This is a genomic window from Flavobacterium sp., assembly GCF_043780635.1.
GTDB lineage: Bacteria > Bacteroidota > Bacteroidia > Flavobacteriales > Flavobacteriaceae > Flavobacterium.
Window position 1 is genome coordinate 1 of record NZ_JAYWCK010000136.1, and the last position, 13,760, is coordinate 13,760.

The 13,760-nt window shown below is 32.7% G+C and carries 12 protein-coding genes; 3 read left to right on the forward strand and 9 right to left on the reverse strand.

Annotation, left to right across the window (positions count from 1 at the left end; genetic code table 11):
- Positions 1–163: 163 nt before the first annotated feature.
- Entirely contained in the window at positions 164–1,828 is a 1,665-nt protein-coding gene (locus tag ACH2BV_RS12165) for an Ig-like domain-containing protein (RefSeq protein ID WP_395051001.1), read from the forward strand.
- Here ACH2BV_RS12165 and ACH2BV_RS12170 read toward each other — a convergent pair.
- From ACH2BV_RS12170 to ACH2BV_RS12210, 9 genes are all read right to left on the reverse strand, one after another.
- Positions 1,814–2,584 (reverse strand): nitrilase family protein, encoded by a 771-nt coding sequence (locus tag ACH2BV_RS12170; protein ID WP_395051002.1) that lies wholly within the window; start codon positions 2,582–2,584, stop codon positions 1,814–1,816. The two genes, ACH2BV_RS12165 and ACH2BV_RS12170, sit on opposite strands and share 15 nt — an antisense overlap.
- Before the next feature lie 259 nt (positions 2,585–2,843).
- Positions 2,844–3,218: a hypothetical protein gene (locus tag ACH2BV_RS12175; RefSeq protein WP_395051003.1), complete on the reverse strand. Its 375-nt coding sequence runs from the start codon at positions 3,216–3,218 to the stop codon at positions 2,844–2,846.
- Positions 3,219–3,264: 46 nt separating this feature from the next.
- Complete coding sequence (locus tag ACH2BV_RS12180) at positions 3,265–3,513, reverse strand: hypothetical protein (RefSeq protein ID WP_395051004.1); 249 nt, start codon at positions 3,511–3,513, stop codon at positions 3,265–3,267.
- A gap of 70 nt (positions 3,514–3,583) precedes the next feature.
- Positions 3,584–4,330, reverse strand: a complete 747-nt coding sequence (locus tag ACH2BV_RS12185; RefSeq protein WP_395051005.1) for a succinate dehydrogenase/fumarate reductase iron-sulfur subunit — start codon at positions 4,328–4,330, stop codon at positions 3,584–3,586.
- A gap of 15 nt (positions 4,331–4,345) precedes the next feature.
- On the reverse strand, positions 4,346–4,840 hold the full coding sequence (locus tag ACH2BV_RS12190; RefSeq protein WP_395051006.1) for a hypothetical protein: 495 nt from the start codon (positions 4,838–4,840) through the stop codon (positions 4,346–4,348).
- Positions 4,837–6,042 carry an AAA family ATPase gene (locus ACH2BV_RS12195; RefSeq protein ID WP_395051007.1) on the reverse strand — a complete coding sequence of 402 codons (1,206 nt, stop codon included), beginning with the start codon at positions 6,040–6,042 and terminating at the stop codon, positions 4,837–4,839. Before ACH2BV_RS12195 ends, ACH2BV_RS12190 begins: the two co-directional genes overlap by 4 nt.
- 51 nt (positions 6,043–6,093) lie before the next feature.
- On the reverse strand, positions 6,094–8,094 hold the full coding sequence (locus ACH2BV_RS12200) for a fumarate reductase/succinate dehydrogenase flavoprotein subunit (RefSeq protein WP_395051008.1): 2,001 nt from the start codon (positions 8,092–8,094) through the stop codon (positions 6,094–6,096).
- Positions 8,095–8,106: 12 nt separating this feature from the next.
- Complete coding sequence (locus ACH2BV_RS12205) at positions 8,107–8,775, reverse strand: succinate dehydrogenase cytochrome b subunit (RefSeq protein WP_395051009.1); 669 nt, start codon at positions 8,773–8,775, stop codon at positions 8,107–8,109.
- 357 nt (positions 8,776–9,132) lie between these two features.
- A complete protein-coding gene (locus ACH2BV_RS12210) occupies positions 9,133–10,614 on the reverse strand; it encodes a helix-turn-helix domain-containing protein (protein ID WP_395051010.1) in 1,482 nt (493 codons plus the stop codon).
- A 163-nt stretch (positions 10,615–10,777) separates the two neighbouring features.
- On the opposite strand from ACH2BV_RS12210, the gene aceB reads away from it, so the two are divergent.
- Together aceB and aceA are read left to right on the forward strand one after the other, a co-directional pair.
- Positions 10,778–12,379: a malate synthase A gene (aceB, locus tag ACH2BV_RS12215; protein WP_395051011.1), complete on the forward strand. Its 1,602-nt coding sequence runs from the start codon at positions 10,778–10,780 to the stop codon at positions 12,377–12,379.
- 27 nt (positions 12,380–12,406) lie between these two features.
- Positions 12,407–13,687, forward strand: a complete 1,281-nt coding sequence (gene aceA / locus ACH2BV_RS12220) for an isocitrate lyase (RefSeq protein ID WP_395051012.1) — start codon at positions 12,407–12,409, stop codon at positions 13,685–13,687.
- The last annotated feature ends 73 nt before the right edge of the window (positions 13,688–13,760 follow it).

Below are 13,760 nucleotides of genomic sequence, written 5' to 3' on the forward strand. Positions count from 1 at the left end.
CGGTTTAGCGACTTCAAGATACTGAATTTCAGTATCTTGACCAATATTTATTCAATTTATTTTACTTTAAATAATTGCACCCAACGGGTTATATTTATATTTAAAACATTTCGTTTACAGCGAATATAATTGTTATTTTGTAGCTTCTTAATTATGACTCATTATGTTGAAAAACAACTTTAGATATATTCTGCTTTTACTTGTATTGGCAATGGCAAGTTGTGCCAAAAGAGGCAGTATCACCGGCGGTTTGAAAGATACTCTTGCGCCAGTTTTGAAAATGAGTTTTCCAAAAAATTTCAGCACCAATTTTAAAGGAAACGAAATTAAATTGACTTTTGATGAATACATCAAACTGAAAGACCTGAAAAAGCAATTGATTATTTCGCCACCAATGAAGAACGAACCTTTAATTTTACCTACAACTACAAGCAAATACCTTACTATAAAAATAAACGATACGCTAAAACCTAATACAACTTATAGTTTCAATTTTGGGCAAAGTATTGAAGATAACAATGAGGGAAATCCATATAATCAATTCAAATATATCTTTTCAACTGGTGCTTATATAGACTCTTTAACCCTTGGCGGGAGCGTCAAAGATGCATATAATAAAGAGGTGGAATCTTTTGTTTCCGTAATGCTGTATGATGTGAATGATAAATATAAGGATTCGGTGGTTTATAATCAAAATCCAAGATATATCACCAACACATTGGATAGTTTGAAAACCTTTAAATTAGAAAATTTAAAAGCCGGAAAATATCTTTTGGTTGCAATGAAAGATTACAATTCCAATAATAAATTCAATCCAAAAAAGGATAAAATCGGGTTTAGAAAACAGTTTATCACTATTCCAACAGATACAATCCAAGAAATAAAAATATTCAAGGAGGTGCTTCCTTTTAAAGCTTACAAGCCTTTTCAAACCTCGGGAAACAAATTGATTTTACCTTATGAAGGGAAATCAGATGATGTGAAAATTACTTTAAAAAACGGAACCGAAATCCTACCGACAATTATCACTAAGTTTCCAAAAAAAGATTCGCTTCAAGTTTGGTTTAAACCTTTGAAAGTAGATTCGTTGGCAATAGCTGTATCCAAAGACAAGTATCAAGCAAACTTCAATTTTAAAATGAAAGAGCAGAAAAAAGATACCTTAAACATTAGTGCCGTTCAGACAAGTTTGTTGAATTTTAGGGAACGATTTACTATAGAAAGCGCTACACCATTGACTAAATTTGACAATTCAAAAATAAAACTCATCAATAAAGATTCAGTTTCTGTGGATTTTAAAACTGAGTATGATGATTTTAACCAAAAACTGTATTTTGATTTCAAAAAGGAGCCTTCTGAAAAATATACTTTCAAGATTATGCCTGGTGCATTTACCGATTATTTGGAAAAATCGAATGACACGATTGTCTATAAGCTGAATACACAGAGCTTTTCTGATTACGGAAACCTTTCAGTAAAATTACAAAACGTAAAACATTTTCCTGTAATTGTTGAGCTGACAAATGAAAAAGGAGATGTTTTGGCTTCTGAATATTCTGAAAGTAATACTAAAATTGAATTTAATTTGGTTGAACCTACCTTATTTTGGCTTCGGTTAATTTATGACGATAACAAAAATAAGGAATGGGATTCTGGAAATTATTTAGAAAAACGCCAAGCTGAGGAAGTGATTTATTTTTCGAAAGGAATTGACGTCCGAGCTAATTGGGATGTAGATCAGGTTTTTGACGTGAGTATTCCTTATACTCCAGAGCCGAAAATAAAGGTCGAAAAAAAGAAAAAAGCTAAATCATCAATGGGACTTTAGTTCAAAAGTATCTCTATCGTTAAGAAATCCTAATTTTTTTCTGGTTTCAAGTAGTTTTTCTTTGTTTAATTCCAGGATGAAAACACCTTCTGTTTCTTGTGGCTCCAAAATATAATTTCCAAGAAAATCAACTGCTTGTGAATGCCCAACATATTCGAATTTACTGGCGTCAAAACCAATTCTATTCACGCCAATAGTATAACACATATTTTCCACAGCGCGTGCTTTGAGCAAAATATCCCAAGCATTGATGCGAGTTTTTGGCCAATTGGCAACATAAAGCAACAAGTCATACTCTTCTACATTTCGTGCAAAAACTGGAAATCGCAAGTCGTAACATACCAACGGGCAAATCTTCCATCCTAAATAATCTACAATCAATTTTTTAACTCCGGAAGTATAGACTTTATCTTCTCCAGCCAAGGTAAATAAATGTCGTTTGTTATAAAATTGTATTTCACCCGACGGAAAAACAAAAACTAATCTATTGTAGAAATTATTATTTTCCTTGACAATTAAGCTTCCAGTAATGGCGCTGTTCTTAGCTTTCGCCAAAGATTGAAGCCACAAAATCGTTTCTCCTTGCATTGTTTCGGCAAGACTTTTTGGATTCATTGAAAAACCAGTTGTAAACATTTCTGGAAGAACAATTAAATCAACTTTTTCATCAATGGTATTGATTTTTTCTTCGAAATAGTTTCGGTTGGCAGTTGGGTTTTCCCAGAATAAGGACGATTGAATAAGTGCGACTTTCATTTTATAAAATTAGTGAAATTTGGCACACAGATAACATAGATAAAAGGGATTTTAAATTTGTGCAAACAAAAAACGCATCCAAGTTAATGAATGCGTTTGGCTTTAAACCTTGTAACCATTAAAAAAACAGTAGCTTGAATCAGTTTGGAAAAAGTCACAAAGTAGTTTCAATTTTGCTAATACAAAACTAATTTCAAATTTTGTCCAAACCCCAATTACTTCATATGTCCATTGTTTATATGTTTTTTTAATCTAAATGCTATTTCCAAACTTTTGGTGTAAAAACAATGCAAAGCCCTAGTATAGAATAGAAAATAAATTCAGGAAGGTCAAATGAATTAAAAATGCCGTTGAATCTTATATATGTCCCATCATCTATAAAATACTGAGAGAAATTTTCACTTGGGTAACGAGCGGAATTATCAACAATAAATTCAGTAAAAGGGTAGAAATCTTCATTATATGTATCTCCAGTTAATCGTGGATTATAAAAAAACAAATATTGATATCTGCCATTACCAAAATCTATTTTACCTCCAACTTTTGCAGCATTCATAAAACATGCGAACCCACAAATTCCTAACCAAATAATAAGAAAGCGTTTTTCTTTTAATGTAATTATTGATTTTTTCAAGTTCTAAAGTGTTTTAGTTAAAATTTGATGCTGTCAATTAAAATGATCAAAATTGTGATTTTGCTACAGTAAAAGCTTCAATAACTTTGAGAAACATATCATCTGGTAATTTAACATTGAATCTGCTTGTTTCCTTATCATTTATGATATGAAAATATCCATTTTTATATTTTTCAATTTCTTTGACATCTTCGCTTAAGAGTTCAAACATTTTATCAAAAATTCTTTTTGTTATGAAGTCTGCTTCAAAATAATTTTTACTATTAATTGTAAAATCTTTTTTAATATCTGTCATAATATTTTCTCTTTTTAATCTTGTGTTTCATAAAAATTATACACAAAAACCTATAAGGTTTGATAGATTTTTATCCTTTCACACTTGCGCTCAAATATTCTCTGTTCATTTGTGCAATATATTCCAAAGAAATTCCTTTAGGACATTCCACTTCGCAAGCTCCAGTATTGGTACAGTTACCAAACCCTTCTGCATCCATTTGCGCAACCATATTCAAAACTCGCTCTGACGCTTCAACTCTTCCTTGTGGCAACAAAGCAAATTGAGATACTTTGGCAGCAACAAATAACATAGCCGAAGAGTTTTTACAAGTTGCAACACAAGCACCACAACCAATGCAAGTAGCTGCATCAAAAGCTCTGTCTGCATCGTGTTTTGGAATTGGAATAGTGTTAGCATCAACTGGATTTCCAGAAGTATTCACCGAAATAAATCCACCAGCGTGTTGAATTCTGTCAAAAGCACTTCTGTCAACCACTAAATCTTTGATTACCGGAAAAGCTTTAGCTCTAAAGGGTTCAATAAAGATTGTATCGCCATCTTTGAACATTCTCATGTGTAATTGACAAGTAGGTATTCCTCTGTCGGGTCCGTGCGCTTCTCCGTTGATAAACAAAGAACAAGTCCCGCAGATTCCTTCACGACAATCGTGGTCAAAAGATACTGGTTCGTCTCCTTTATTGATTAATTGTTCGTTAAGAACATCCAGCATTTCAAGGAAGGACATATCACCTTCGATGCCGTCTATTGGATATTCAACAATTTTTCCTTCTGCTTTGGCATTTTTTTGACGCCATATTTGTAATGTAAGTTTCATTGGTTTAGTCTTAATTTATTCTTTATTAATCTCTAAAATATTTGTTTCTCTATATTCGGCATTATATTTTTCATTAAAATATAATGCTTTGGATTTATTGGTTGCACTTGTAATTTTTGAACTTCTAAAGTTCATAACAACAATCATTTTCATTGTTTTGATACTTGGATATAAAGCTATAAAATGAGGAATAGTTATATCAAATTTTAAAACGGCATCATTCCTTTGACTACTTCGGTTTCTCATTTTAACATCTTTTGCTTCGATAAAATAAAATTCATTTTCAACAAAACAAATCCAATCACATTTTTTTAACTCATTTTGAGCCATTAAACAACCATCATTTTGAAAAAAATTAACAGTGGTTGAAGTGTTATTGTTCAAATTCAAATTCCATTTATCTACTTCTGACACAAAAGACGGAACATTGTTCAAATCATCATCATAAATAAAATATTGACCTTGATTTAATGGATAATAACAGTTAGATTTTAATAATTCCTGTATCATCTAACGTTTAATAAATCATCGAACTCATCATTCATTTCATCAGATACTTCATCAATAATATTGTCTGCAATTAATCCTATTTTTTTATCAAATATATCTAATGCTTCCCCTTCTTTTAATTCATAAACACTTAAATCATCAGGGTTTAACCAAGATTCTTTTTTTATTATTTTTTCAACTTCGGATTGATTTTTTTGTCCTTTTTTATAAGCTATTAACAAATCGTTTATTGCCGAAAGAAAATAAGGAGAATGTGTTGGTAACAAAAAGGAATGACCATTTAGATTAATATTCTCAATAAAAAATTCCATTAGTTTCTTTTGTGATTTAGGAAAAAGATTTAATTCAGGCTCTTCAACAATAAATGTTCTTTTTCTTCTTTCTACTTCTGTATAATATTTAATCGCTAAAACAATTGGTATAGTCGATTGATATCCACTTGCACCATTTCTTAAAGGATAAAAATTTTCTTCGTTTTTTTTACGAGTAAATCCTTGATTATTTTGGTATTTATAAAATATATTTAATGGCCCTATTTCAACTTCACTTTGGAAATTTTTATACGTTTTATCCAATAATGATAATTGATTAAACAATGAATCTGATAAATTTTGAATAGAATCTTTTCCGAGTGAAAAAATAGACTGTAAACCTCTTTCCGTGGGAAAATAAAAAGGATTATTCATTACTTCTTTAACTTCATTAAGCAAAAAAGTTGTAGGAATACTCCAATTTTGTGACAAATATTGAGTTAAGATCGTGCCATAATTAGTTTTTGATTTAATCTTATTTAATTCCCTGATTAAAAGCTTAAACTGTTCGGATTTTTCTTCTATTATTTTTGGTTGAAATTTAAGAAGGGGTTGTTGAATGTTTTTATCCAAATTGGTTAGAAATTCTCCATCGTGTACAATTGTAACTTCTAATTTATAATCTGAACAATCATATAAAAAATAACTTTGATCATTTACATATTCTTGAATTCCATAATCTTTAAAAATAACATCAAAATATAAATTTTCGATATGAAACAAATTATTAGTTACATCCGTTATAAAACTAAAATACCTACAAACCGCCAAAACTTTAGCAATCGTACTTTTCCCAGTAGCCTGTTCGCCAATCAGAACGGTAATTTTACCTAATTCTAATTCGACAGACTTAATTGGTCCAAAATTCCGTATGATTAATTTTTCTTTCATTGATTTTAAATAAGAGCTAACGAGTTTTAAAACTAGCTAGCTCTTTAAAAACTATTTATAACTTCTGGTTACTAATTTAATGTTTTCAAATACCAATGGTTCTTTGTGTAGAACCGCATCGCTAGGTTTTCCTTTGTATTCCCAAGCTGCAACATAAGCGAAATTTTCGTCGTCACGTTGTGCTTCTCCTTCTTCAGATTGGTATTCTTCACGGAAGTGACCTCCGCAAGATTCATTACGGTGTAAAGCATCTTTGGCAAACAATTCTCCTAATTCAAGGAAATCAGCAACACGTCCCGCTTTTTCTAATTCTTGGTTAAAACTATCAGCCGTTCCAGGAACTTTTACATCTTTATAAAATTCTTCACGTAAAGTGGCAATTTCTTCGATAGCTTCAGTTAACCCTTTTGCATTTCGAGCCATGCCTACTTTGTCCCACATAATTTTTCCTAATTTCTTGTGAAAATAATCAACAGAATGTGTTCCTTTATTGTTTATGAATTTTTCAATTTGTTCTTTAACTTTTTTCTCAGCTTCAACAAATTCAGGTAAATCGGTAGAGATTGTTCCTGTTTTGATATCTGGAGCTAAATAATCACCAATTGTATAAGGCAATACAAAATAACCATCAGCCAAACCTTGCATCAATGCCGAAGCACCTAATCTATTGGCTCCGTGATCTGAGAAATTTGATTCTCCAATAGAGAAACAACCCGGAATGGTAGTTTGTAAATTATAATCAACCCAAGTTCCACCCATTGTATAATGCACCGCTGGGTAAATCATCATTGGAGTTACGTATGGATTTTCATCAATAATTTTCTCATACATTTGGAACAAGTTCCCGTATTTATTCTCAACAACAGCCGCTCCTAAATCGATAACTAGTTTAGCGTCATTCGCATCCAAACCTTTTATATAAGCTTGCTCTTTTCCGTAACGTTGTATCGCTGAAGCAAAATCCAAATAAACGGCTTCACCAGTTTTGTTGACTCCAAAACCAGCATCACATCTTTCTTTAGCAGCACGAGAAGCAACATCACGAGGAACTAAATTTCCAAAAGACGGGTATCTTCTTTCCAAATAATAATCTCTGTCTTCTTCTTTTAAATCAGCTGGTTTTTTCTTTCCTTCACGAATTGCTTTTGCATCTTCTAATTTTGCAGGAACCCAAATACGACCGTCATTACGCAATGATTCTGACATCAAAGTTAATTTCGATTGGTGATCTCCTGATACAGGAATGCAAGTTGGGTGAATTTGCGTGTAACAAGGATTGGCAAAAAACGCTCCTTTTTTATGTATTTTCCAAGCTGCGGTTGCATTACTTCCCATAGCGTAAGTAGAAAGGAAAAATACATTTCCGTAACCACCTGAAGCAATAACTACAGCGTGAGCAGAATGTCTTTCGATTTCTCCTGTAACCAAATTACGAGCGATAATTCCACGAGCTTTTCCGTCTACCAATACTAAATCTAGCATTTCGTGACGTGTATTTGATTTTATTTTTCCACGACCAATTTGACGGTTCATAGCTGAATAAGCTCCCAATAACAATTGTTGTCCTGTTTGTCCTTTGGCATAAAATGTTCTGGCTACCAAAGTTCCTCCAAAAGAACGATTGTCTAATAATCCACCGTATTCACGTGCCAATGGTACGCCTTGCATAACACATTGGTCAATAATATTAGTAGAAACTTCGGCCAAACGGTGAACGTTTGCTTCACGAGAACGATAATCGCCTCCTTTTATAGTATCATAAAACAAACGGAAGGTTGAATCCCCGTCGCCTTGATAATTTTTTGCTGCATTAATTCCACCTTGTGCAGCAATTGAGTGTGCGCGACGTGGAGAATCTTGAAAGCAAAATGTTTTTACGTTATATCCTAATTCTGCCAATGTTGCAGCAGCAGAACCCCCAGCAAGTCCAGTTCCAACAACGATAATATCGATATTACGTTTGTTAGCCGGATTTACTAAATTAATATGATCTTTATAACTTGTCCATTTGTCCGATATTGGACCACTAGGAACTTTTGAATCTAATGCCATTATAATTGAATATTAAATTTGATTAAAATGATGAAATAATGCAATAAAAATGAACCCGAAAGGAACTACTATTGCAAAAGCATATCCTAGTTTATGTAGTGATTTTGAATATTTGTTATTAAACCCTACTGATTGAAAGGAAGAGTTGAAACCGTGCCATAAATGCAAGGACAATAATATAAAAGCCACACAATACAAACCAGTACGAATTGGACTTTCGAATTTGTGATTCAATTCTTCATAATATCTGGTTGGTTCGATTGAATTAACGTCTACATATTTGTAAACAATTTCTTGAACCCAGAAATCATAAAAATGCAATCCGATAAATGCTAAAACTACCAATCCAGAAATAATCATATTCCGAGATGCCCAAGAAGCATTTGCCGCTCCGTTGTAATTTACATAAGCAATTGGTCTGGCGCTTCGGTTTTTCACTTCTAAAACCATCCCCATAACGAAGTGAAAAATAACACCTGCAACTAAAACTGGCTGCATAACGAATTGAATTAATAGATTATAACCCATAAAATGTGACATCGCATTAAAAGTGTCGGCACTAAACACCGAAGTCATATTAATAAAAAAGTGCAGCGATAGAAATAGAATCAAAAAAATTCCAGAAAGTGCCATAGCCACTTTTTTTGCTATTGACGACTTCAACAACGTAGATTTTGCCATAAGAAATTTGAATAAAATTAAAAATTTAATGCAAAAATAAAGTAATTATTAGCGAACTACAACCTTTTCGTAACTATTTATAATGATTATTGAATTTATTGTGTAATAAATAATCTAACAGTATAATAGACTCTTCATTTTAGCATATTGTGATTTTTCATAACTTAAAAAAACTTGATGTATAAATTTTATTTGACTCAAAAATAGTATTTTCATCAATTAAAAAATTATTCATCAGATAATACAAATGGATTGATTAGACTCAATCCTTTTCTACCTAAAACACAAAATGTATTGAGAATACGTTCTATTATAAAGATCTCGATACATTTTTCAGTAAAAACATTCAAAATCTATTTAACTATACTTAGCCATGTATTGCTGTACGGTTAAATCTGTTTTTTCGTTTCTTGTTTTTTGTTCTAAATGGATGGGTTCCGAGGCTCTTTCTTGACAGTTTTTTACCGCACACGTTTCACAAGTCACACCAACAATCTGTTTTTGTAGCGAGGGATTATCAATGAATTTAAACTTTTTCTTCATCCCGGGTGTAATCAATATCCCAACTGTTATACTTCTTAAACAATCTTTCTTGAAAGGGTCTAAAGTTGCAGAGGAAAAAACCAGATATTCATTATTACTATTATCATAACGAGAAATCTGCGCATCGAAAAAATGGCTTTTATTTTGTTTCAAGGCTTCAACTATCGTTTTAATAGAAACCCATCTTCGGCAATAATGCTCATTCATTTCATTGGCATGCGGTTCTTGCTGATTCGTAATATGTAGTTCTTTCTTTATTTGATAGGTGTCAGCTCCTATTTGGTGAGACAGCCTAAGAAAAAATAAATTTTTTAACTGAAAATCTTTTGGTAAAATATTAGTAAGTCTTTGATAAAAAGATTCTGGAGAAACATTAAATTTTCCAATCAAATCAATCATTTCTTGGGGTTTTGGATCTGTTTTCGCCAAAAACAAATTCAATTCATCAATTAATGATTGTCTAGGTAAAAGCAAAGCCCCAGCAAAGTAGGAGGCATAAAAATTATTCAATACCTGGTCGAAATTATCAAACTTAATCCAACTAAAAGTATACAACCTTTCGGTGATTTCAAGATAGTTATAAGCAATTTCTTTGGCTAAAATAAATGCTTTTTGAGGTTCATCAATTTCCACTGACAATAGTAATGTTTTACTTTTTGGAACAAAAATAGATCTTAAATCCCCTAATTCCTCTTGCTCAGAAAAAGCAATTTCCTTAATTGTATATCCATACTCTTCAATCAGAATAGCACTTAATTCCTCTAAAGTAATCTGAGATTCAGTATTGATATGAAATGCTTTGCAAAACGACAGCACCTTTTCCTCTAAATCATCAAAATAATTATTGTGTGCTTCTTGGTACGAACGCAAAGAAGCTAAGAAAAAACTCTCGCGAGTTAAATTGTAATGCTGGGCGATTTCTATAATGGTACTTATAAACGCATTTACCTTTGCTGGAGCATTAGCAATAATATCAATTAAATCATTTTCCTGAATGCCAAAAATATCCAACGGAATCTCTTTTAAAATTCCAGATTTTAGGATTTCTCCAATTGGAGCCAGATTATTATCCAGCTTCAATGAAACCATATTGTCATAAGACACGTCTAATTTTTCAGACAAAAGAATAATTTTATCCGTCTTAGGATATTTTTTTCCTTTCTCAATTTCATTCAAATATGACTTGGAAAGGTCTGTTATTTTGGCTAAGCCAAATAAAGATAAATTTTTATTTGTTCGAGCCTGCTTGAGTTTAAGCCCGAAAATTAACTTGATGTAATCCTTTTCTATATTCATAATAATCAAATATAAGAATAAAAATATAATCCACAAAAAATATTTTTTTCATTTTTAGCGTACGTTCGCTTGTTTTGTAAAAAACTTTTTGTACTATTGCAGTGTTGAACAATTAATAATTGTCAACAAAACTTAATTATTGTTAAATTAAATACACTACGAGATGAATTTAGAAGAATTATACTCGACAAATTTGTTAAATTTTTCAGAAGAAACTACAGAACAGTATCCTGAAATCTTAACCGATGATGCTATGACTTTTTTGTCATTGCTTCACGAAAATTTTAATGAAAAAAGACTAGCTCTTTTAGAAGAAAGAAAAAGACAACAAGTATTATTCGATGAGGGCATATTGCCGACTTTTCCCGTCGAAACCAAAAGCATAAGAGAAAGCGATTGGGAAGCGTCAAAAACTCCAGAAGATCTTTTGGACCGTAGAGTTGAAATCACCGGACCCGTTGACAGAAAAATGGTTATAAATGCGCTAAACTCAGGAGCCAAAACATTTATGGCAGATTTTGAAGACAGCACTTCCCCTACTTGGAGCAATTTAATGGAAGGGCAACAAAATCTTAAAGATGCAGTTAACAAAACCATCACTTTAAATGACACTTTAAAAAATAAAAAATATGCGCTGAATGAAAATACGGCTGTATTAATTGTTCGCCCAAGAGGATTGCATCTAAATGAAAAACATCTTTTGATTGATAATCAAGAGGCCTCCGGATCACTAGTTGATTTTGGACTGTATGCTTTTCATAATCACAAGCAATTGATGGAGAATGGAACGGCTCCCTACTTTTATATTCCAAAATTGGAACACTATTTAGAAGCCAGATGGTGGAATGAAGTGTTTGAATTTACACAAGAATATTTAAAAGTAAAAAACGGAACATTCAAAGCAACTGTTTTAATCGAGACAATAACTGCTAGTTTTCAATTGGATGAAATAATCTTTGAGTTAAAAGATCATATTGTTGGACTGAATTGTGGAAGATGGGATTATATTTTTTCATACATCAAAAAATTTAGAAATAATCCAGCTTTTATTGTTCCAAATAGAGACCAAGTGACAATGACTTCTCCATTTATGAGTGCCTATTCACAATTAGTTATTCAAAGATGCCACAAAAGAAATATTCATGCTATTGGCGGAATGGCAGCGCAAATTCCAATAAAAAATGATGAAGAAGCAAACGAAATTGCTTTCAACAAAGTAAATGCAGACAAAGAACGTGAAGCGAAAAATGGTCACGATGGAACTTGGGTGGCGCATCCAGATTTAGTTTCAATTGCCAAGAATGTTTTTGATAAACAAATGCCGACTAAAAATCAAATCCATGTAAAAAGAGAAGATGTAAATGTCACCGAAGCTGATTTACTAGAAGCTCCAAAAGGAACGATTACTGAAGAAGGTATTAGAAAAAACATAAATGTATCCATTCTTTATCTTGCTTCGTGGCTTAACGGACAAGGCGCGGCTGCCTTACACCATTTAATGGAAGACGCTGCAACAGCAGAAATTTCTAGGTCACAATTATGGCAATGGCTTGAAAACAAAGTGACATTAGACAACGGCAAAGTGTTAAACGAAAAATACTATGATCGTTTAGCAATGGAAGAATTTGAAAAAATAAAAAGTTATGTCGGAGAAAACAATTATGAAAATGGTAAATACAGATTAGCAGAACAATTGTTAGACATTTTAGTTGTAAACCATAAATTCATAGACTTTTTAACAATACCAGGATACAAATACATTTAAAAAAACCACCAAAAAAAACAATAAATTATGAAAACCACAGAAACAAGAATTCAAGAATTAGTTACCGATTGGATTACAAATCCAAGATGGAAAGGTATCGAACGACCGTACACAGCAGAAGAAGTTGTAAAACTTCAAGGGTCATACCAAATAGAACATAGCGTTGCAAGAATTGGTGCCAACAAACTATGGAGCAAATTGAATTCTCAGGATTTTGTTGCCGGACTCGGAGCACTTACAGGAAATCAGGCTATTCAGGAGGTTGAGGCTGGTTTAGACGCAATATACTTAAGCGGATGGCAAGTTGCTGCTGATGCAAATGTTGCCGGAGAAATGTATCCTGACCAATCTTTGTATCCTGCAAACAGCGTTCCATTGGTTGTAAAAAGAATTAACAACGCCCTTTTACGTGCAGACCAAATACAAGTTGTAAACGGAACAACTGACAAAAAAGATTATTTAGTGCCAATCGTTGCCGATGCCGAAGCTGGTTTTGGAGGAAATCTTAATGCTTTCGAATTGATGAAATCAATGATTGAAGCTGGTGCTGCCGGAGTTCACTTTGAAGATCAATTGAGTTCTGCAAAAAAATGTGGACACCTTGGCGGAAAAGTATTGGTTCCTACTCAAGAAGCAATCAACAAACTAATAGCAGCTAGACTAGCTGCCGATGTAATGGGAACTCCGACCATTGTTGTTGCTCGTACTGATGCTGATGCTGCCAATTTATTGACTAGTGATATTGATCCTAGAGATGCCAAATTCATCACAGGAGAAAAAACAGGTGAAGGATTTTTCTATGTTAACTGTGGTGTTGAGCAAGGGATTGATCGTGGGTTGAGTTATGCTCCTTATGCTGATTTGATCTGGATGGAGACAAGTAATCCTGATCTTGAATATGCAAGACAATTTGCAGAAGGAATTCACGCGCAATTTCCAGGAAAAATGTTGGCTTACAACTGTTCCCCTTCTTTCAACTGGGCTGCAAAATTATCAGTTGCTGAAATGGAAACATTCAGGGAAGATTTGGCTGCAATGGGATATAAATTTCAATTCATCACATTAGCGGGATTCCACGCGCTAAACACGAGCATGTTCGAATTGTCAATGGCTTACAAACAAAGAGGAATGGCAGGTTATTCTGAATTACAAGAAAGAGAATTTGCTTTGCAAAAACAAGGATTCAAAGCTGTAAAACACCAAGGATTCGTAGGAACTTCTTATTTTGATGCAGTACAAAATACAGTAACAATAGGGAAATCTACAACAACAGCAATGAAAGATTCTACCGAAACGGCTCAGTTTTAAGAAAAGGCTATTTACTATTTAACTCTTCACGCAATCGATTGAAATTAAAATTTTAATCGGTTGCGTTTTGATT

Coding starts and splice junctions, on each gene's coding strand:
- aceB (WP_395051011.1), top strand. CDS start 10,778: ATGAATTTAGAAGAATTATACTCGACAAATTTGTTAAATTTTTCAGAA.
- ACH2BV_RS12185 (WP_395051005.1), bottom strand. CDS start 4,330: ATGAAACTTACATTACAAATATGGCGTCAAAAAAATGCCAAAGCAGAA.
- ACH2BV_RS12200 (WP_395051008.1), bottom strand. CDS start 8,094: ATGGCATTAGATTCAAAAGTTCCTAGTGGTCCAATATCGGACAAATGG.
- aceA (WP_395051012.1), top strand. CDS start 12,407: ATGAAAACCACAGAAACAAGAATTCAAGAATTAGTTACCGATTGGATT.
- ACH2BV_RS12170 (WP_395051002.1), bottom strand. CDS start 2,584: ATGAAAGTCGCACTTATTCAATCGTCCTTATTCTGGGAAAACCCAACT.
- ACH2BV_RS12205 (WP_395051009.1), bottom strand. CDS start 8,775: ATGGCAAAATCTACGTTGTTGAAGTCGTCAATAGCAAAAAAAGTGGCT.
- ACH2BV_RS12165 (WP_395051001.1), top strand. CDS start 164: ATGTTGAAAAACAACTTTAGATATATTCTGCTTTTACTTGTATTGGCA.
- ACH2BV_RS12195 (WP_395051007.1), bottom strand. CDS start 6,042: ATGAAAGAAAAATTAATCATACGGAATTTTGGACCAATTAAGTCTGTC.
- ACH2BV_RS12210 (WP_395051010.1), bottom strand. CDS start 10,614: ATGAATATAGAAAAGGATTACATCAAGTTAATTTTCGGGCTTAAACTC.
- ACH2BV_RS12190 (WP_395051006.1), bottom strand. CDS start 4,840: ATGATACAGGAATTATTAAAATCTAACTGTTATTATCCATTAAATCAA.
- ACH2BV_RS12180 (WP_395051004.1), bottom strand. CDS start 3,513: ATGACAGATATTAAAAAAGATTTTACAATTAATAGTAAAAATTATTTT.